At 43.3% G+C, this 18,781-nt stretch carries 22 protein-coding genes; all 22 read right to left on the reverse strand.

Annotation, left to right across the window (positions count from 1 at the left end; genetic code table 11):
* Nucleotides 1-66: 66 nt before the first annotated feature.
* Nucleotides 67-2,139, reverse strand: coding sequence for a glycine--tRNA ligase subunit beta (glyS, locus tag QYG89_RS01640; protein ID WP_404313893.1), 2,073 nt, complete (start codon nucleotides 2,137-2,139; stop codon nucleotides 67-69).
* Nucleotides 2,132-3,022: a glycine--tRNA ligase subunit alpha gene (gene glyQ, locus QYG89_RS01645; RefSeq protein WP_404313895.1), complete on the reverse strand. Its 891-nt coding sequence runs from the start codon at nucleotides 3,020-3,022 to the stop codon at nucleotides 2,132-2,134. The genes glyS and glyQ overlap by 8 nt, the downstream gene beginning before the upstream one ends.
* Before the next feature lie 158 nt (nucleotides 3,023-3,180).
* Nucleotides 3,181-3,336, reverse strand: a complete 156-nt coding sequence (locus tag QYG89_RS01650) for a hypothetical protein (RefSeq protein ID WP_404313897.1) — start codon at nucleotides 3,334-3,336, stop codon at nucleotides 3,181-3,183.
* A gap of 175 nt (nucleotides 3,337-3,511) precedes the next feature.
* Nucleotides 3,512-4,285 carry a DNA repair protein RecO gene (recO, locus tag QYG89_RS01655; protein ID WP_404313899.1) on the reverse strand — a complete coding sequence of 258 codons (774 nt, stop codon included), beginning with the start codon at nucleotides 4,283-4,285 and terminating at the stop codon, nucleotides 3,512-3,514.
* Between the two features lie 24 nt (nucleotides 4,286-4,309).
* Nucleotides 4,310-4,465, reverse strand: a complete 156-nt coding sequence (locus tag QYG89_RS01660) for a YqzL family protein (RefSeq protein ID WP_404313901.1) — start codon at nucleotides 4,463-4,465, stop codon at nucleotides 4,310-4,312.
* 115 nt (nucleotides 4,466-4,580) lie between these two features.
* Nucleotides 4,581-5,501 (reverse strand): GTPase Era, encoded by a 921-nt coding sequence (gene era / locus QYG89_RS01665; protein WP_404313903.1) that lies wholly within the window; start codon nucleotides 5,499-5,501, stop codon nucleotides 4,581-4,583.
* Complete coding sequence (locus QYG89_RS01670) at nucleotides 5,494-5,892, reverse strand: cytidine deaminase (protein ID WP_404313905.1); 399 nt, start codon at nucleotides 5,890-5,892, stop codon at nucleotides 5,494-5,496. The genes era and QYG89_RS01670 overlap by 8 nt, the downstream gene beginning before the upstream one ends.
* A gap of 87 nt (nucleotides 5,893-5,979) precedes the next feature.
* Nucleotides 5,980-6,369 carry a diacylglycerol kinase family protein gene (locus QYG89_RS01675; protein ID WP_404313907.1) on the reverse strand — a complete coding sequence of 130 codons (390 nt, stop codon included), beginning with the start codon at nucleotides 6,367-6,369 and terminating at the stop codon, nucleotides 5,980-5,982.
* The gene (gene ybeY / locus QYG89_RS01680; protein WP_404313909.1) at nucleotides 6,347-6,820 is read right to left on the reverse strand and encodes an rRNA maturation RNase YbeY; all 474 of its coding nucleotides are present in this window, start codon (nucleotides 6,818-6,820) and stop codon (nucleotides 6,347-6,349) included. The genes QYG89_RS01675 and ybeY overlap by 23 nt, the downstream gene beginning before the upstream one ends.
* Before the next feature lie 179 nt (nucleotides 6,821-6,999).
* Nucleotides 7,000-7,962 carry a PhoH family protein gene (locus QYG89_RS01685; RefSeq protein ID WP_404313910.1) on the reverse strand — a complete coding sequence of 321 codons (963 nt, stop codon included), beginning with the start codon at nucleotides 7,960-7,962 and terminating at the stop codon, nucleotides 7,000-7,002.
* A complete protein-coding gene (yqfD, locus tag QYG89_RS01690) occupies nucleotides 7,925-9,154 on the reverse strand; it encodes a sporulation protein YqfD (RefSeq protein WP_404313911.1) in 1,230 nt (409 codons plus the stop codon). Before yqfD ends, QYG89_RS01685 begins: the two co-directional genes overlap by 38 nt.
* Before the next feature lie 12 nt (nucleotides 9,155-9,166).
* Nucleotides 9,167-9,451, reverse strand: a complete 285-nt coding sequence (gene yqfC / locus QYG89_RS01695; protein ID WP_404313913.1) for a sporulation protein YqfC — start codon at nucleotides 9,449-9,451, stop codon at nucleotides 9,167-9,169.
* Between the two features lie 58 nt (nucleotides 9,452-9,509).
* Nucleotides 9,510-9,905, reverse strand: coding sequence for a hypothetical protein (locus QYG89_RS01700; protein WP_404313915.1), 396 nt, complete (start codon nucleotides 9,903-9,905; stop codon nucleotides 9,510-9,512).
* 38 nt (nucleotides 9,906-9,943) lie between these two features.
* Nucleotides 9,944-10,942, reverse strand: coding sequence for a flotillin-like protein FloA (floA, locus tag QYG89_RS01705; protein ID WP_404313917.1), 999 nt, complete (start codon nucleotides 10,940-10,942; stop codon nucleotides 9,944-9,946).
* Nucleotides 10,943-10,954: 12 nt separating this feature from the next.
* Nucleotides 10,955-12,217: an NfeD family protein gene (locus QYG89_RS01710; RefSeq protein WP_404314589.1), complete on the reverse strand. Its 1,263-nt coding sequence runs from the start codon at nucleotides 12,215-12,217 to the stop codon at nucleotides 10,955-10,957.
* A 585-nt stretch (nucleotides 12,218-12,802) separates the two neighbouring features.
* Nucleotides 12,803-13,249: a GatB/YqeY domain-containing protein gene (locus QYG89_RS01715; protein ID WP_404313919.1), complete on the reverse strand. Its 447-nt coding sequence runs from the start codon at nucleotides 13,247-13,249 to the stop codon at nucleotides 12,803-12,805.
* A 19-nt stretch (nucleotides 13,250-13,268) separates the two neighbouring features.
* The gene (gene rpsU, locus QYG89_RS01720) at nucleotides 13,269-13,442 is read right to left on the reverse strand and encodes a 30S ribosomal protein S21 (protein ID WP_039238310.1); all 174 of its coding nucleotides are present in this window, start codon (nucleotides 13,440-13,442) and stop codon (nucleotides 13,269-13,271) included.
* A 135-nt stretch (nucleotides 13,443-13,577) separates the two neighbouring features.
* Entirely contained in the window at nucleotides 13,578-14,261 is a 684-nt protein-coding gene (gene deoC, locus QYG89_RS01725; RefSeq protein WP_404313922.1) for a deoxyribose-phosphate aldolase, read from the reverse strand.
* A 171-nt stretch (nucleotides 14,262-14,432) separates the two neighbouring features.
* Nucleotides 14,433-15,776: a tRNA (N(6)-L-threonylcarbamoyladenosine(37)-C(2))-methylthiotransferase MtaB gene (mtaB, locus tag QYG89_RS01730; RefSeq protein ID WP_404313924.1), complete on the reverse strand. Its 1,344-nt coding sequence runs from the start codon at nucleotides 15,774-15,776 to the stop codon at nucleotides 14,433-14,435.
* Nucleotides 15,777-15,781: 5 nt separating this feature from the next.
* A complete protein-coding gene (locus QYG89_RS01735) occupies nucleotides 15,782-16,534 on the reverse strand; it encodes a 16S rRNA (uracil(1498)-N(3))-methyltransferase (RefSeq protein ID WP_404313926.1) in 753 nt (250 codons plus the stop codon).
* A 47-nt stretch (nucleotides 16,535-16,581) separates the two neighbouring features.
* Nucleotides 16,582-17,523 (reverse strand): 50S ribosomal protein L11 methyltransferase, encoded by a 942-nt coding sequence (prmA, locus tag QYG89_RS01740; protein ID WP_404313928.1) that lies wholly within the window; start codon nucleotides 17,521-17,523, stop codon nucleotides 16,582-16,584.
* Between the two features lie 22 nt (nucleotides 17,524-17,545).
* On the reverse strand, nucleotides 17,546-18,661 hold the full coding sequence (gene dnaJ / locus QYG89_RS01745) for a molecular chaperone DnaJ (RefSeq protein WP_404313930.1): 1,116 nt from the start codon (nucleotides 18,659-18,661) through the stop codon (nucleotides 17,546-17,548).
* Nucleotides 18,662-18,781 lie beyond the last annotated feature (120 nt).

Consider the following 18,781-nt stretch of genomic DNA (forward strand, 5'->3'; position numbering starts at 1 on the left):
AAGCTGCTGCATTTTGCGCTGGCATAGATCCATCATCTGTTTAAATAAAGAGATTTCTACACCGCTTTACTTCACTAATATTTTATTAAAATCTGCAAACTCTAAAATAATTTCTGCTAGTTCTCTCATCTGATTTAAGCGATTTTCTTTTACAGCTGCATCTTCTGCCATCACCATTGTGTGTTCGAAATATTGCTCAATTGGTCTCTTTAAGCTTTCTAGAAGAGCAAATTGTCCCTCAGCTTCCCTCGTCTCTTGCAGCCCTTCTTGTACGCGAAGGAATTCCTTATACAGAACTTTCTCCTCTTCATTCATAAAACACTCTTCCTTAATCGCTGCTCTTGTTTCTGCTTTTTTAGCGATGTTAGCGACACGGCTAAGTGCCTCTGCGGTTTCTTTAAATCCGGCATCTTCCTTATGTGCCATCAACACAGCCGCTTTAGCAAACAGCGATGGTAAAGAACCTACTGCCCCTGCAAGCACAGCATCAATTAAATCATAGCGAATTTGTTGTTCTTGAAGGCTGTGTTTGATACGAAGCTTAAAGAATGCTGTGAGCTCTTCTAAAAGCAATTCTGCCTCTTTTTCACCAATTCCATCCTCTTTCACAACAGCAATGGCTGTCTGTAAAATCATTTCAAGCGAAAGATCCCATTTCTTTTCAGCTAAGATGAGGACAATTCCCGCTGCTTGTCTTCTTAAGGCATAAGGGTCTTGAGAGCCCGTCGGAATAATGTTAACAGCAAAGCAAGATACGATCGTATCCAATTTATCGGCTAAGCTGACAACCGCTCCAGTAAACGTTTCTGGTGCTTCATCATCGGCATGACGCGGCTCATAATGTTCATTGACTGCCCGCGCAACTTCTTGATCCTCTCCCTTTTGCAGCGCATACTTCTCACCCATAATGCCCTGCAGTTCAGGAAATTCATACACCATTTGTGTCACAAGATCGAATTTACAAATCTCGGCTGCACGGTCGGCCTTTTTCTGTTTTTCTCTGTCTGCTCCCGCCATTTCGCTCAGCTTGGCTGACAGACGGCGAATCCGGCTTACTTTTTCAGCTAATGTGCCGATCTTTTCATGATACACAATCGCCTGTAGTTTATTTAAAAAGAAAGGAATGTCTCTGCTTTGATCTTCTTTATAGAAAAAGTCAGCATCTGCCAATCGTGCTCGTAACACTTTTTCGTTTCCGCGGGCGACTTTGTCGAGTGAGCGGCTGTCTCCATTTCTAACCGTGACAAAGTAAGGAAGCAGTGTACCCTCTCCATCTTTCACCGGAAAGTAGCGCTGATGCTCTTTCATAGATGTAATGAGGACTTCTTCAGGCAACTCAAGGAAGTCTTGATTGAAGGCACCGTATAAAGCCGTTGGATATTCGACTAAATTATTTACTTCTTCAAGCAGCTCTTCATCCACTGGAATAATCCATGACTGATCTTCTTCCAGTTGAGACAGCTGCTGGCGGATCATTTCTTTTCGGTCAGCAGGATTCACAATCACGAATTGTCCTTTTAGCTGCTCTTCGTATGCTGCTGGGGAGGCAATTGTGACTGTTTCGCCTAAGAAACGATGACCTTGTGTCGTCTGTCCTGTAGATACATTCGTAATTTCAAAAGGAATGACTTCTGATCCAAACAAAGCAACAAGCCATTTAATGGGCCGAATGTAACGAAGATCATTATCTGCCCAGCGCATATTTTTTCCGAAATGCAGACTAATAATAATCTCCCGCAGCTGCGGCAGCAGCTCCATTGTTGGCTTTCCTTTCACAAATTTATTTACATGAACGTACTCAACACCATTGATTTCTTTAAAATAAATGTCTTCAACAGACATTCCTTGTCCGCGCGTAAATCCAATAGCTGCTTTTGACCATGTACCATCTTCCTGCAAAGCAATCTTTTTGGCCGGACCTTTCGCTTCTTCTTCAATATCCTCTTGGGCTTCTGCTACCCCTTGAACGAGAACCGCTAAACGGCGCGGAGTGGAATAAAGCTTCAGTTCGTCATAAGACACTTTTTGCTCCTGTAAAAATGCTTCTACTTTGCTGCCGAGCTGATTCATTGACTCTGTTACAAAGCGGGCTGGCATTTCCTCCAAGCCAACTTCTAACAATACATCTTTTTTATTCATGTTCCAGCTCTCCTTTCCCTTTCAACATTGGAAATCCTAATTTTTCACGTTCTTCGTAAAACGTTTTTGCGATTTGTCTTGCCATACTGCGCATACGTCCAAGATAAGCTGTTCGTTCTGTTACAGAAATAGCTCCTTTAGCATCAAGGACATTGAATACATGTGAACATTTCAACACATAATCGTAGGCTGGGTGAACCAATCCTTCATCCATTTGGCGTTTTGCTTCTTTCTCGTAAATCGTAAATAAGTTGAACAGCATGTCCGCATCTGATGTTTCAAATGTATACTTAGAATGTTCAAATTCAGGCTGATAGAAAATATCCCGCACTGTAAAGCCTTCTGTCCATTCAAGATCAAAGACATTCTCTTTTTCCTGGATGTAGGAAGCAAGCCGTTCAATTCCATATGTAATCTCAACTGAAACCGGCTTACAGTCTAGACCCCCGACTTGCTGAAAGTACGTAAACTGCGTAATTTCCATACCGTCAAGCCATACTTCCCATCCTAAACCTGCACAGCCAAGAGAAGGATTTTCCCAGTTATCTTCTACAAAGCGGATATCGTGCTCGAGGGGATCAATGCCGAGCGCTTTTAAAGAATCCAGGTACATTTCTTGAATATTATCAGGTGAAGGCTTCATAATGACTTGAAACTGATGGTGCTGATATAAACGGTTCGGATTTTCTCCGTAGCGGCCGTCTGCTGGCCGTCTACTCGGCTCTACATAAGCTACATTCCACGGTTCAGGACCGAGTGCCCGTAAGAATGTATAAGGGCTCATCGTACCTGCTCCTTTTTCAACATCATATGCCTGCATCAAAATACAGCCATGATCAGACCAATGTTTTTGCAAAGTTAAAATCATTTCTTGAATATTCATAGCTATCCCTTCTTTCTGTCATTAGTGACTGGTATCTTTTTTACGGGCTTTGTTAAACTTCCCTGTTGATTTCCCCTGGGGCGCTCGCTTTCCACGGACCGTCCGGGAGCCTCCTCGCCGCTATCGCGCCTGCGGGGTCTCCCATGGACACTCTTTTCTCACAGGAGTCTAGCGCCTTCCGCTCCATTCAACAAAGGAGCAAAATCAACGATGGTCATTAACATAGCCTTTTCAATAAAAAAAACTCTCGTCCCTATGTACATCGTGTACATAGGGACGAGAGTTACCCGCGGTTCCACCCTATTTGCCGTCATATACGGCCTCTTTTACAAAGCGCTGCTCCAGACCGCCTTTCCGTAATGCTCTTTCCCTGGCTTTCACCATCCCAGGTTCGCTTCTAAAAGAGGAAATCACGTACTCCATTCCTTCACTGCAGCCATTATTCATTTCAGTTGAATATAAAAAACTTAATCCAAAATAAGAAATTTGTCAATCATCATCTTCTTTTTGGTCAAAAATCAACTGCATCTTTTCTATTTGCTCAAGAAACCGACGCGATTTCAAATAAATCCCAGAGTATTCATCATAATAGAGTGAGATAGCCATGCGAATTTCTTTTTTCGTTTCTTCTTTTACATTAATCTTGCCTAGTCTATGTAAATCGAAAAAGTAAAACAGCCTGAGCAGCTTAAGCGCAGCCGTTGACAACTGAAGCAAATAAGGATCGATGCCAAAACAACGGTGGCACAGCAAGCCATTTTCTCGGATGGAGAAAGCAAATCGACCTTCTTGGCTGCCGCAATTAACACAGCTGGACAGCTCAGGACGAAGGCCGATTACTTGCAGCATCTTCATTTCAAAGATATGCGTTAAAATTTCCGCGTCATATCCTTCGTTTAAATAATGAAAAGTTTGCTCAAGCAGCTCATATACATAAGGGTTTGCTCGCTTTTCTTCCACGCTTTTATCCAGCAGTTCAGCCATATATGCGGCATAAGCAGACATGATTAAGTCTTCTCGAATATGCCTCATTGAGGTTAACATTTCACCTTGCTGCATCGTTCCGAGGCCACTGCCAAAGCGGACTAAAAAACTCCCGTGTGTAAATGGCTGAGTAACGGCAGAAAGGCGGCTGTTTGGCTTCTTTGCTCCTCGTGCCATAAATGCAAGCTTGCCTTTCTCCCGTGTAAATATCGTCACTATTTTATTTGTTTCGCCATAACTAGATGCCCGAATTACGATTCCTTCAATCTTTTGAAGCATGAGAAGGCCGCCCTTCTATCCTCCTCAATTCGTCATTTCAGTAACCGGGAAATCAAAGTCAGCCAACCGGTACTCACGCTCAAATGGGGATTTCTCGTTGTCTTTTTCAATTTCCTTATACAAAAGGTACAATTCTACATTTCCCGTCTCAGAAAAGACCTTCCAGGTAAAATCCAACATATTTTTCCCACCTTTCTTAGTTTGACACTTACTTTCACCTATGGCTTCCTTATTAGCTTCACCGATTACCTTTTGATTATGAGGAGCAAAAATTTCTAATTATTTTATCTGCTGGTTAATATTCGTCTTCACGGAATCCAAAATCTCGAAGGTTGGATGCCTTATTTCGCCAATCCTTCTGAACCTTCACCCACAGTTCTAAAAATACTTGGGAACCGAGCAGGCTTTCAATATCGTGCCGGGCCCGCTGGCCGATTTCTTTTAGCAAAGCCCCGCGCTTTCCAATGACAATTCCTTTTTGCGAGTCCCGTTCCACGACGATCGTAGCCATTACATTAATAATATCCTTATCTCCGCGCCGCTTCATCTGATCGATGACAACCGCGATGGAATGCGGCACTTCCTCCCGAGTTAAATGGAGGACTTTTTCCCGAATCAGCTCTGATACAATGAAGCGCTCCGGATGATCAGTCACTTGGTCAGCAGGATAATACTGCGGGCCTTCGGGAAGCTTTTCTTCAATTTGATCGAGCAAACGCTCCACGTTGTTTCCTTCCAGGGCGGAAATGGGAACAATCTCGGTAAACGGATACAAATCCTTATACTGGCTGATCAGATCCATCAATTGATCAGGGTGCACACGATCAATTTTGTTTAGAACGAGAAAAACAGGTGTCTGAACGCCTTTTAACTTTTCAATGATAAACTCATCTCCGCGGCCATAGCCTTCCTCTGCGTTCACCATAAAGAGTACAAGATCCACTTCCCTTAACGTGTTGACCGCCACTTTCATCATAAAATCTCCGAGCTTATGCTTTGGCTTATGAATACCCGGCGTATCAATAAAGATCATTTGTGCGTTATCTTTCGAATAGACGCCCTGTACTTTGTTTCTTGTTGTTTGCGGCTTATCGCTCATGATCGCAATTTTTTGACCAATTACCCTGTTTAAAAAGGTGGATTTCCCAACGTTTGGGCGGCCAATGATTGCAATAAAGCCTGATTTGTATGTGTTATTTCCTTCGTGTCTATTCATGTAGATCCCCCTGTGAAAATGCTCCTGGAAGCAGTTGCTCAACCGTTGTTTCTTCTATATCACCTTGCAAGTTCGTTAAAATCACTTTCATATCGGGTGTACACAGTTCAGAGATGACTTGCCGGCATGCACCGCATGGAGGAACAGGACGTTTCGTATCCGCAGCCACTGCCAGCGCCGCAAATTCTTTTTCTCCTTCAGACCACGCTTTAAATAAAGCCGTTCTCTCTGCACAATTACACATACTGTAGGCAGCATTCTCTATATTACATCCGTGAAAGACTTTGCCTTCCTTCGTCAGAAGCGCAGCTCCTACTTTAAAGTTTGAATAAGGGGCATAAGCGCGCTCTCTTGCTGCTTTTGCTTCCTCGATTAATTGTTCTTGTTTCAAATGTATGCTCCTTTATTTTCTATTTTAATACAAATCGCCTCATTTGTAATCTATTTACTGAATATTTTTCTGAAAAATCTAAATTATCTAAAATAAACGCCATATCTTCGGCAGAAAAATGATTGCTCCTATTAGAATGGACAGAAAAGAAAACAGCAAAACCGCACCTGCCGCTAAATCTTTTGCCTCTTTTGCCAGCGGATGATACTCCTTTGTCACGAGGTCAACCGTTTTTTCAACTGCCGTATTAATCACTTCAAACACCATAACCCCAAAGATCATGATCAAAATAAACAGCCACTCTATACGTGATAAAGACAGGATAAAACCTGCTGCTGTCACCACTGAGGCAGCGGCCATGTGAAAGCGGAAGTTCGGTTCTTTGGCAGCAATCTTTAAGCCGTTAAGCGCAAATCGAAAAGAATGCTTGAACCGCTTCCAACGAAAAGCTTTCTTATCGTCCCAATCCATATTCATTGAGAATATCCTTTTGCTTTTGAAACATAACTTTTTCATCTTCCTCTGTCATATGATCGTATCCAAGCAGATGAAGCAGGCCATGAACAGCAAGAAAACCGAGCTCTCGTTCAAAACTGTGACCGTATTCCTCCGCCTGCTCTTTAGCCCGTGTAACAGAAATAATGATATCTCCTAGTATGCGGGGCATGCCTTCCGCACCACTGATTTCAACCTCTTCTTCATCCATTTCTTCCAGCGCAAAAGAAATCACATCTGTCGGCTTATCTTTCCCCCGGTATTCACGATTAATTTCGCGAATTCTTTCATTATCAGTAAACGTCACAGACACCTCACTGTCGCTTGCAGCATCCTCTCGTTCGGCTGTCAGCTTCAGCAGCACCTCCACAAGTTGAAAAGCCTCCGCTTCCAGCTCTTCTGTTTCATCGATCATATCTATTACTAAGCTCATCTTTTTCCTCCGTTCTTACACTTTCGTTTCTCTGGCAATTATGAGCAGGTCGGAGCATATTTTATTCCTGTAAACGGCCGCTCATCTTTCATACAAAATCATAACAGGTTTCTTTTAAAAAATCATGTGCAGCTCCTAAGTAAAGAAAAAAGAAAAACAGACAGCCCGTAGACTGTCTGTCAGCTATCAGCTTTTTCATAAGCCGCAATAATTCGGGCAACGAGAGGATGGCGGACAACATCACTCTGTTCTAAATAAATAAAGGAAATAGAAGATACACGATTTAAAATCTGCTCAGCTGAAACGAGCCCTGATTGTGCTCCTTTTGGCAAATCAATTTGTGTACGGTCACCAGTAATGACCATTTTCGATCCAAAACCGAGCCTTGTTAAAAACATTTTCATTTGTGCTTTCGTCGTATTTTGCGCCTCATCTAGAATAACGAACGCATCGTCAAGTGTCCGGCCTCGCATATAGGCAAGCGGAGCTACTTCAATCGTGCCTCGTTCAATCAACCGCTGTGTATGTTCCATGCCTAGGACATCATGCAAAGCATCGTAAAGCGGACGCAAATATGGATCCACTTTTTCCTTTAAATCTCCCGGGAGAAAGCCAAGGCTCTCGCCCGCCTCCACAGCCGGCCTTGTTAACACAATGCGTTTAACTTGTCCTGTTTTTAAGGCATGAACAGCCATAACGACCGCTAAATACGTCTTTCCCGTACCAGCAGGACCAATACCAAAGACAAGATCATGTTTGCGAATCGCCGTCACATACTCTTGCTGGCCGAGCGTTTTTATGCGAATGGATTTCCCTTTTGCATTTTTAGTGATTTCCTGGTTATACAATTCATCTAAATATTCAACGGTTCCATTCTTCGCCATTTGCACAGCATTAGCGATATCCCGTTCACCAATATTAATTCCTTTACGAATAATAAGAAGCAGGCGGTAAATAATTTCTTTGACGAGCTCCACTTTTTCTTCTATGCCGGCTATATGAATCGTTTCTCCCCTCGTCACGATCGAAACATCAAACTCTTTTTCTAAAATAGTTAAATTTTTATCTGATACTCCCAATAAGGCTGCAGCCTCATTTGGGTTTTCAAGTTGAATATTCATTATGTTTTTTTCTTCTGGCATCCTCTTTGTCTCCTTGAGTAATTGGTTTCCCGATGGCTATATTTTCTAGCACCTGGAAATGTATGGTCAACTTTACTTTACCATTCGTAAGCTGTCTCTGTAAAACTTTTTCACCGCGGATTTCTGCTTCTTCAGGCAGCTTTGCCCGCAAATCTTTTCTTGCTGCTTCTAATGCATGTAATTCTGCTTCCTTTTCCGTATAAGAACGATTTGTCTGTTTACTTTCATAGTACGTTGTTTCCACATAGCTTATCGGCAGCTTCATTCCTAGGAAAGACACAGAATGTATTTGCTCATCCTTCTTATGATTCGCAAAAGAATGATTTTTAAATCCCCATATAGGAAGTCTAAACGTTTTAACCTCCAACATATGCTTCGTCACGTGACGGCCGGTTAAAACATGAAACTCTGTCGCAATCGGCATTTCCACCGTCGTTTTATACCATGTTTCGCCAAGCACTTCCCCGTCGGCTGCCACTTCTTTTTGCTTTTCTTCCGTCCCAATTAACCCAGAAACGAGCAGCTGGCCTTTATGAACAAACTGATCCCTTTTGACGGCAGCCTGTCCTTTTTTAACAAACAATTTCACAATGACCGCTTCTTTGGATGCTACTAGATGCCGGGGTCCTTTCTGCTCTTTTTTCTTTGGTTCATTTTTTTCTACGACACGAAAATGAAACGTACTCCCTTTTACTTCTACACCGATCCACGTCAATCCTTCCACGCGGTCCAACAGCTTTTGCTGAACCGTTTCAGGATCATCCAAACCTAAAATAAACTTTCCTTTTTTAATGCCCATACTAGCCAGCTCTTTACGGATTTCGTGTTCCATTTGCGGACTTGCCCCGCCAATATCGATCCTCCAGACAACATTGGATAATAGCAAAATAATGATAAAAAAAGCGCACACACCAACGATAAATCCCGAGCTCTTCAATAATCTTTTCATTAAAAAAGGGAAGCCTTCCCCTCTATAAAAATAAACCTCTCCATCAAATGTACGCGCTGCTTTTCGTATCTTATGAATATGCCTTAAAGAACAGGAGAACGTAATTACCTGCTCCTCCTGTCTAGTGACATGCCAAATCGGAACGCGTGAACGGGTCAAACGATTAATGAAGCGCTCGGCTCCTTTTCCCTGCAATTTCACAAAGATAACCCCTTGAAAAAAAGCAAGCCACTGATTGTTCAAGCTTTTTCCCCCTTACCCTTCCAAATAAACGAGCTGTTCAATTTTCCCTTCTATCAATATTTCCTCTGGTAAAATGGTTTTGATCGTAAACGATTTTCCTTTAATTAAGAGTTGGCCTTTGGTAAGCATCAATCTCACTTCTTTATCTGAGAAAGCAAGCAATCCTCTATGATTTTCAATATAAATATGCAGCTGGCCAATCATCGTGATCCGGGGAAGGTCCATCATGACATCTTCGGGTAGATTCAGCGATTTTGTCAGCCAGCCCTTCATTTGCTCCCCCCACTTTTTCGTCATAAAAAAGAACCCCCCTCTCCTTTCAAATGTATGAGAGGAGAGGGGGGAACATGTCAGTTTATTTCCTTCTTAACGCTTTTGGAGGAGCCAGGATTTCTGATAAAATAACAGCCTTAGCTAAGTCGTCCGCCTCTATGTCAAGCCTTGGAGCGGGAGAGGAAGCCCGCTGTATCGTTTCGTTGTCTACTTGGTAGCGGCTTAGCCGGCCCATTGACTGTTCACTTTTGGCCGCGGCTGTTTTTTTCGCTTCATACTCCTCCTTATTTTCTGTCCGGCTTTTTTTCACCTGGCTGTTCTTTTGCTTCTTTGCTTGTTTGTAAACATCAGAAGCAGAAGAAGAGAACGGCTTTCCCGGCTGGGCAGACGGCTGCCTTTTTTCTTTTTTATCACCTTTTAACCGGCCGGTCATCAATGAAATCAGCCCGACAATAATCGCTATAATGATTGATTCCATTTCCGAGATCTCCTTTCAAAAGGACGGACGCCTTACATTTACTTTTCATTCTCTTTTCCATCTTTGCTGCCGCCAGCCATTTTACCGATCGATCCGCGCATGCCCGTATCTGCATCAATATTTTTATAGTTCATATAATCCATCACACCGATATTGCCTGTGCGCAGTGCTTCTGCCATCGCAAGCGGTACATCTGCTTCCGCTTCTACTACTTTCGCGCGCATTTCTTGAACGCGCGCCTTCATTTCCTGCTCGTTCGCTACAGCCATAGCCCGGCGTTCTTCCGCTTTCGCCTGTGCAATATTCTTATCGGCTTCTGCCTGCTCTCTTTGAAGTTCCGCTCCGATGTTTTTCCCGATGTCTACATCCGCAATATCAATAGATAATATTTCAAAGGCTGTGCCTGCGTCGAGCCCTTTACTTAATACTGTTTGTGAAATCATATCAGGATTTTCAAGTACTTTCTTATGATTATTGCTTGAACCGATCGTGGAAACAATCCCTTCACCAACACGGGCGACGACCGTTTCCTCTCCAGCCCCTCCGACTAATCGTTCAATATTGGCACGAACCGTTATACGCGCTTTTGCCTTTACTTCAATCCCATCCATCGCTACCCCAGCAATAAACGGGGTTTCAATCACTTTTGGATTCACGCTCATTTGTACCGCTTCAAGCACATCCCGGCCGGCCAGATCGATCGCCGCGCACCGTTCAAAAGACAATTCGATATTCGCCCGCTGCGCCGCAATTAACGCATTAACGACTCGATCGACATTTCCTCCAGCTAAATAATGACTTTCTAATTGATTCGTCGTAACATTTAATCCCGCTTTCGACGCTTTAATCATTGGATTGACTACGCGGCTCGGAATAACCCGGCGGAGCCTCATTCCAACTAATGTGAAAATACTGACTTTTACCCCTGCCGCTAAAGCAGAAATCCACAGCATAACAGGAACAAACGTAAAGAATACAGATAATACAATAATACCGACAATAATAACAGCGATCATAAACATAAAACTTAGATCCATTCCTTTTCCTCCCTATTCCTCAAGTTCTCGGACGACGATTCGTGCGCCTTCCACTTTTACTACCTTGACTTTTTTTCCTGTCCCAATAAAACCGCCTTCGCTGACTGCATCAACCCGCTCGCCATCAATGATCACCGTACCAGCCGGCCGGAAAGGCGTTTTTGTTATGCCGATTTTTTCAAGAAGTTCGGAACGGCTCACATTGGATACATAACCACTTTCCGTATTCGTAGAATCCGTTAAAATTATTTTTCTAAAAAACTTCATCTTTTTACCAAGCACCTTTACCATGATAATCATAGCAGCAATGGAGACTGCCATAGCTATTATTAAAGAGATTCCCATCCATTTTACATTATCGCCTGCAAGCAGAATACTCCCTGTAACAGCAGAGAGACCTAATATGCCGGCAATTCCGCCCGGCAGAAATAGTTCAGCGGCAATAAGGAGCACGCCCACAATGAACAGCAGCACTGATTCATAACCGGCAAGACCAGCCACTAGATGCCCATAGAAAAATAACAACAGCGAAGCAAGACCGACACTCCCCGGCAATCCGAACCCTGGTGAATATAATTCTAGAATTAATCCAAGGCTTGCCAGTGACAATAAAATAGGAACAACAATCGGATGTGTGACAAAGCGGGCTACTTTTTCCGCCCAGCTTTCTTTCACTTTCACTACAGGTGCGCCTTTTGCCTTTTCATATTGAAGCACTTCCTCCAAACGGTTGACTGTCGCTTTTGAATAGCCTGTTTCAAGTGCTTCTTTTGATGAAAAGGTAAGCAATTCACCTCTTCCCGCATTATATTCCGGCAGATCTACGTCCGGGTCAGCCATAGCAATAGCATATTTCGGATCGAGACCGCTCGTTTCGGCGGCACTTTTCATCGCCGAACGCCAATAGCTTTGCGCTTTTTTATCCGCCATATTTCCTTGCTGATCAATGATAGCCGCGGCTCCTATTTGTGCATTAGGCACCATATAGATAGCATCTGTATGAAGCGAAATGAATGCCCCTGCCGACAGCGCCCGGTCATTAATAAAGGCCACTGTCCGAGTATCCGTCTCATCTAAAAGTTTGCCAATCTCACCAGCCGCATCCACGGCCCCGCCCGGCGTATGAATATCCAGCACAATTAACTGTGCTTCATTTTCTTCCGCCTCCTGAAACGCACGTTTCATAAAGGCGTATAACCCTTTTTCCACTTCATGATGCACCGGCACGATATACACAGGCCGCTCCTCTGCTTTCGACAAAAACGGAACACCCATCCCCGCTAAAAACACCACAAACCCAAACAACCAAAAGGACCACTTCCTAATCGAACTCACCACCCCTCAAAAACGCTTTACCTCCTATACGTTCATTGTAAAGAAAAAGTTTCAAAAATATAACAAGGAAAGCGGAAGTTCCCGTTGAGACTTGGCAGACATAAGATGGACCGTCGAAGTAGCGCTCTTTGCTGCACAGGCGTGACAGCTGACAGCCAAGAGTCTGGCCGCTGAAGCTGGCCACCAGAAAAGCGAAGGGCGAATTCGCAAGTTTATTACTTAAATTACCCTAATATAAAAGTTTTTAGGGATATCTCTCGAATAAGTATCTATAATAGAGAAAATAATTAAACCGTGTTTTATTCAACTAAAGGGCAGAACTGAGGTACTAGAATGATATTTCGAATTATAACATCAATCAGTATGCGGGATGAAGATAGTAGTTATTATGAGTATGAAAATGGCACACTGTGAACGCCAATGAATTGGACTCTTTGAAAAAAAGTTATCACAGGTTTATAAGTGAATAGAAGGCTTTACGTAAAATAAGCATAAAAAAGACGGCAGGATATCCTGCCGTCTTCTTTATGCTAGTTTTTGCTGAACGAGCTTATTGACGAGACCGCCATCAGCCCGGCCTTTGACTTTCGGCATTAGAGCGCTCATTACTTTGCCTATATCTGCTTTAGAGGAAGCATTAACCTCCACAATTGTTTCCTGAACAATTGTTTCTAGCTCTTCATCTGAAAGCTGTTCGGGCATGTATATGTTCACGTAAGTCAGTTCAGTTTGAACTTTCGAAACGAGGTCAGCACGCCCCGCCTTCTCAAATTCATGGAGGGAGTCTTTGCGCTGTTTCACTTCACGAGAAAGAACCGCCAACTCTTGATCTTCTGTTAACCCTTCGCTGCCTAATTTAATCGCTTCATTCTGCAGAGAAGCTTTCAACATGCGGATCACAGTCAATTTTTCTTTTTCCTTGCTTTTCATCGCTTGTTTCAGATCATCATTTAAACGCTCGAGAAGACTCAAAGTATTACCCTCTCTCCTATTAGAACTTACGTTTTCTAGCCGCTTCTGATTTCTTTTTACGCTTTACGCTTGGCTTTTCATAAAATTCACGTTTTCTGTATTCCTGCAACGTTCCCGTTTTGGAAACAGTACGTTTGAAACGACGTAGGGCGTCTTCAAGCGATTCGTTTTTACGAACAACTGTTTTTGACATCTCTCTTTCCCTCCCTCCGAACACTTACGATTACATGTTCCATAATGGAAATTCCATGTACTAAATAATTATAATACAAGCTATTATAACGGTCAAGAAATTTCCTTTACAAACATTCTGCGGAATGTTCAAAACTTAATAGTTCGAATCCGACTTCAAACCTTGAACAATTTTCACACCGGAGCTGGCTCCGATTCTTGTAGCGCCTGCTTCAACCATCGCTAAAGCATCTTCTTGGCTGCGCACGCCTCCAGAAGCTTTCACGCCGATAGCAGGCCCGACTGTCTTTCTCATTAGCTCAATATCATTCACTGTCGCTCCCCCTGCAGAAAAACCAGTGGATGTTTTCACATAATCGGCCCCGGCTTGGACAGCAAGCTGACAGGCTCTTTCTTTTTCTTCCTCTGTTAAAAGACTTGCTTCAATAATCACTTTCGTCAGCGCTTTTCCGCGGGCAGAAGCTGTAACAGCCCTAATATCTTTTAAGACTGTTTCATCGTCTTTGTCTTTTAATGCCCCAATATTTAAGACCATATCTACTTCAGCCGCTCCGTTTCGAATGGCATCCTCTGTCTCAAACGCTTTTACCGCTGTTGTAACCGCCCCTAGCGGAAATCCGATCACTGTACATACTTTTACTTCCGTTTCTTTGAGCTGATCGGCTGCATAAGCAACCCAAAACGGATTCACACATACAGAAGCAAACTCATACATCTTTGCTTCTTCACAAAGTTTCTTCACTTCTTCCTTCGTTGTTTCAGGCTTTAACAGTGTATGGTCAATGATCTTTGCCATATCTCTGAATGGTTCTGTTGTCATCAATACACAACCCCTTTTTTAACAAGTCATTCATATCTTCCTATCGTACCATCGAACATGTAAAATTGCGAGAGCAAGCGCTCGTTTTCCACTCCAATCAACACTAGTCATTAACATAGCCAAAAATAAAAGAAGCGGCCTCAATTCTGAGACCGCCCTTCTTTTTTCTCATTATATTGTTGACTCAAGCGCCTCTTGAACGACACGTACAAATTGTCCTTCATTATAAGGGTAACCGGCTTTCATTATTTTCACTTTGACAATGTCGCCGACCATGTCCTCTGTTGCTGGAAAGACGACTTTCAAATAGTTATCCGTATACCCTACATACAAACCGTCTTCCCTTCCTTCTTTAAACGGTTCTTCAGGGATAACCTCCAGAACTTCTCCTTCAAAACGAGAGGCGTACTCTTTTGCTAACTGATCAGATAGTGCAATAAGACGGTGAACCCGCTCATTTTTCACTTCTTCATCAATTTGATCATCCATGCGGGCAGCTGGTGTACCTGTCCGTTTGGAATAAGGGAACACATGAAGCTCAGAAAATTGATGTTCTTTAATAAAGTTATAGGTTTCCATAAATTCTTCTTCCGTTTCACCCGGGAAGCCGACGATCACATCCGACGTAACAGCAAGGCCTGGAAGTGCTTTTTTCAAGCGGTTTAAGCGATCTCCAAAAAACTCCATCGTATATTTACGGCGCATTCTTTTCAACACTGTATTCGAACCTGACTGAAGAGGTATGTGTAAATGTCTAACGACAATATTCGAGCGGTCGATGACTTCGATCACTTCATCTGTCAGCTGGCTCGCTTCAATAGAGGAAATCCGAATACGCTTCAAGCCTTTTACCTTTTCTTCTAAATCTGTCAACAGCATTGCTAAGTTATAATCCTTCATATCCGAACCGTACCCGCCTGTATGAATACCAGTCAGCACGATTTCTTTATAACCAGCATCTACAAGCTGCTGTGCCTGATGGATCACTTCCTGTGGATCACGGGAACGCATTAAGCCGCGTGCCCAAGGAATAATGCAAAACGTGCAAAAGTTGTTGCATCCTTCTTGAATTTTCAACGAGGCCCGGGTGCGGTCTGTGAAAGCAGGAACGTCCAGTTCTTCATATACTCGATTTTTCATAATGTTGCCAACCCCATTAATCGGCTGGCGTTCTTTTTTATACTGCTCAATGTATTCAAGCATCTTGACGCGATCTTGTGTACCCACAACAACATCGACCCCTGGAATCGCCATAATTTCCGCAGGAGAAGTTTGTGCGTAACAGCCGGTTACACAAATGACAGCATCAGGATTTTTGCGGACAGCTCGACGGATCACTTGACGGCTTTTCTTGTCGCCTGTATTCGTTACTGTACACGTATTAATCACATATACATCTGCAGTTGATTCAAATTCCGTCCGTTCATAGCCGTGGCTTTTAAATAACTGCCAGATTGCTTCTGTTTCATAATGATTTACTTTACATCCAAGTGTTTGGAATGCCACTGTAGGCATATTCGTCACCTCATTAGTTCAAAATGGTAGGAGATCGCGGCTAAAGCATAAAGAGGGGCCGTTTCTGTCCGTAAAATCCTTGGACCTAAGCTGCACGGGATAAATCCATTTTCGCGCAGCTGCTCTGCTTCTTTATCCGATATGCCGCCTTCCGGTCCAAAAACAATTAAGAGTTCATCCCCCTGTTTCATTTGATTCAACAAGTGATGAAGCGCCGTTTTTTCTCCTTGTTTGCTTGCTTCTTCAAATGCATATAGTTTAAACGGATAATCTTGTCCGATTTGAATCAATTGTTGAAAGCTCACCGGGACACGTACATCCGGCATGTAGTTTCGATGGGATTGTTCCGCTGCTTCTTTCGCAATCTTTGACCAGCGTTCCGTCTTTTTAGAGGATTTTTTCTCATCCCATTTGACGATGGAGCGATCCGCATGAAAAGGGATAAATCGGCTGGCCCCTAGTTCCGTCCCTTTTTGGATAACGAGTTCGAATTTATCCCCTTTCGGCAGGCCGCTCGCAATGGTGACAGCAACCGGCAGCTCTTTCTCATCATGCATCCATTTCACTATAAAAGCAAGGGCACAATCAGCGGAAATTTCTTCAATCTCTACTTCTGCTGATTGTCCATCTGGGAACACGGCGTATACACGGTCTCCTTCCTTTAAGCGCATTACCCGCGCTAAATGATGAAAATCTTCCCCTGTAATCGTTACTTTCCCATCCTCTTTCGGCTGATCCTTTAAAAAATATCGCTGCACGATTGTCACCCCGTCTGCCACAATTTCATTTTTTCTACAAATTCCGATTATTGCTTCCTAGCAATAATCGCGACCCAGTCTTCCATTAACATCGTTTCTTCTATCTCAAATCCAGCTGCTTTCACTGCTTCTTTTACTTGTTCTTTCTTTTGACCAATGATACCGGACGAAATAAAGCAGCCACCTGGCTTAACTTTTTTTGCGACGTCATCCGTAAAAGAAAGAATGACTTCAGCCAGAATATTTGCCACGACAATATCTGCCTGTTCATTAATGCCGTCAAGCAGATTATTTTGCAGTACAGTGACCGTATCCTCTACTTTATTCAATTGAATGTTTTCTTTCGCTGCTGCGACAGCCACTTCATCAAGGTCAAGAGCTGTTACTCTTTTCGCTCCAAGCAAAGCAGCTCCAATGCTTAGCACACCTGATCCGGTACCGACATCGACGACATAGTCATCCGCCTGTACGTAACGTTCCAGCGCCTGCAGACACATCACAGTCGTCGGATGGGTACCTGTTCCAAATGCCATTCCGGGGTCCAGCTCAATAATCAGTTCATCTGTACTAACCCGTTCATATTGTTCCCATGTCGGCACGATCGTAAATTTTTCAGAAATTTTAACTGGATTGTAATATTGCTTCCAAGCTGTTGCCCAGTCCTCTTCATTTACTTCGGTGATGTTCATTTCATTACGGCCCACATCAATATTATAATTCGCTAGATTTTTGATAGACTCTGTGATGCCTTCTGCCGTTTCAGCGAGGAAGCTGTTCACAGGCAAGTAAGCTTTAATGATAACAACGCCTTCTTCCGGATAATCATGAGGGTTGAGCGCATAAATTTCCCCGAACCGGTCTTCCCTTTCTCTGATCAGCTCAAATGGATCTTCAATCACGACTCCGCTTGCACCTGCTTCATGTAAAATATGCGAAATTGGTTCCACGGCTTCATTTGTTGTTTGAATACTAATCTCAGACCACTTCATGTCTTGCCAGCTCCATTCTCATTTAGTCGCGCTTTAAAGCACGTTTCACTTTATCAAAAAAGCCTTCTTCCTGTTCATCCAGCATTTCACCACTTGCTTCAGCAAATTCACGCAGCAAATGCTTTTGTTTTTCATTTAATTTTGTCGGAGTAACAATCTTCACCCGAATATGCTGATCACCTGTTCCATATCCGCGCACGTTTGGCACACCTTTGCCGCGCAGGCGGAATTTCGTCCCTGTTTGTGTTCCAGCAGGCACTTTCAGCTTTACCTTTCCGTGAATCGTCGGCACTTCAATTTCATCTCCAAGCGCTGATTGCACGAAAGTAATCGGAATTTCACAATAAATATCATCGCCATCCCGTTCAAACAGCTCATGAGGAAGCACGCGGAAAACGATAAATAAATCGCCGGCAGGTCCGCCGTTTACTCCTGGCTCTCCTTGTCCTGATACGCGCAGTTGTTGGCCGTCATCGATTCCCGCAGGTATTTTAATATGAATTTTTTTATTCTTTGTAACAACGCCATCTCCGCTGCAAGTGGAGCATTTTTCCTTAATCAACTTGCCTGTACCATGACAATAAGGACATGCCTGGCGATTCACAATGCGGCCAAACGGTGTATTCTGTTCGATGCTTAATTCACCTGTACCGTGGCAGTGACCGCATGTTTCCGGATTCGTGCCCGGCTTCGCACCTGTGCCGTGACAAGTGTCGCACGTTTCTTCTTTCGGAATTTGAATATCCGTTTCTTTACCGAAAACCGCTTCATCGAAGCTAATGGTCATCGAATATTGCAGATCCGCTCCTTGCCGCGGTGCATTCGGATCTCTTCTGCGGCCGCCGCCGAAAAATGTGCTGAAAATGTCTTCAAAGCCGCCAAAACCGCCAAAATCCTGGCCGCCGCCAAAGCCTTGGTTAGGGCCTGCATGGCCAAATCGGTCATATTGTGCCCGCTTTTGCTCGTCGCTTAAGTTTTCATATGCTTCTGTAATTTCTTTAAATTTTTCGTCCGCACCGGCTTCTTTATTAATGTCTGGATGGTATTTTTTTGAGAGCTTCCGGTATGCTTTTTTTATTTCATCTTTTGAGGCGCTTTTTTCAACGCCGAGTACTTCGTAGTAATCTCGTTTACCCATGATTGCCCACTCCCCGATTCATTTCGCATAAAGGCTATTTTAACATAATTACTTAGTAATAGTGAATAGTTGATCGTGTTCATTTAAAAAAGCCAAAGCCAAGGAACCCCTGACTTTGAC

The sequence above is a fragment of the Bacillus lumedeiriae genome (genome assembly GCF_044891285.1).
Classification (GTDB): Bacteria; Bacillota; Bacilli; order Bacillales; family Domibacillaceae; genus Pseudobacillus; species Pseudobacillus lumedeiriae.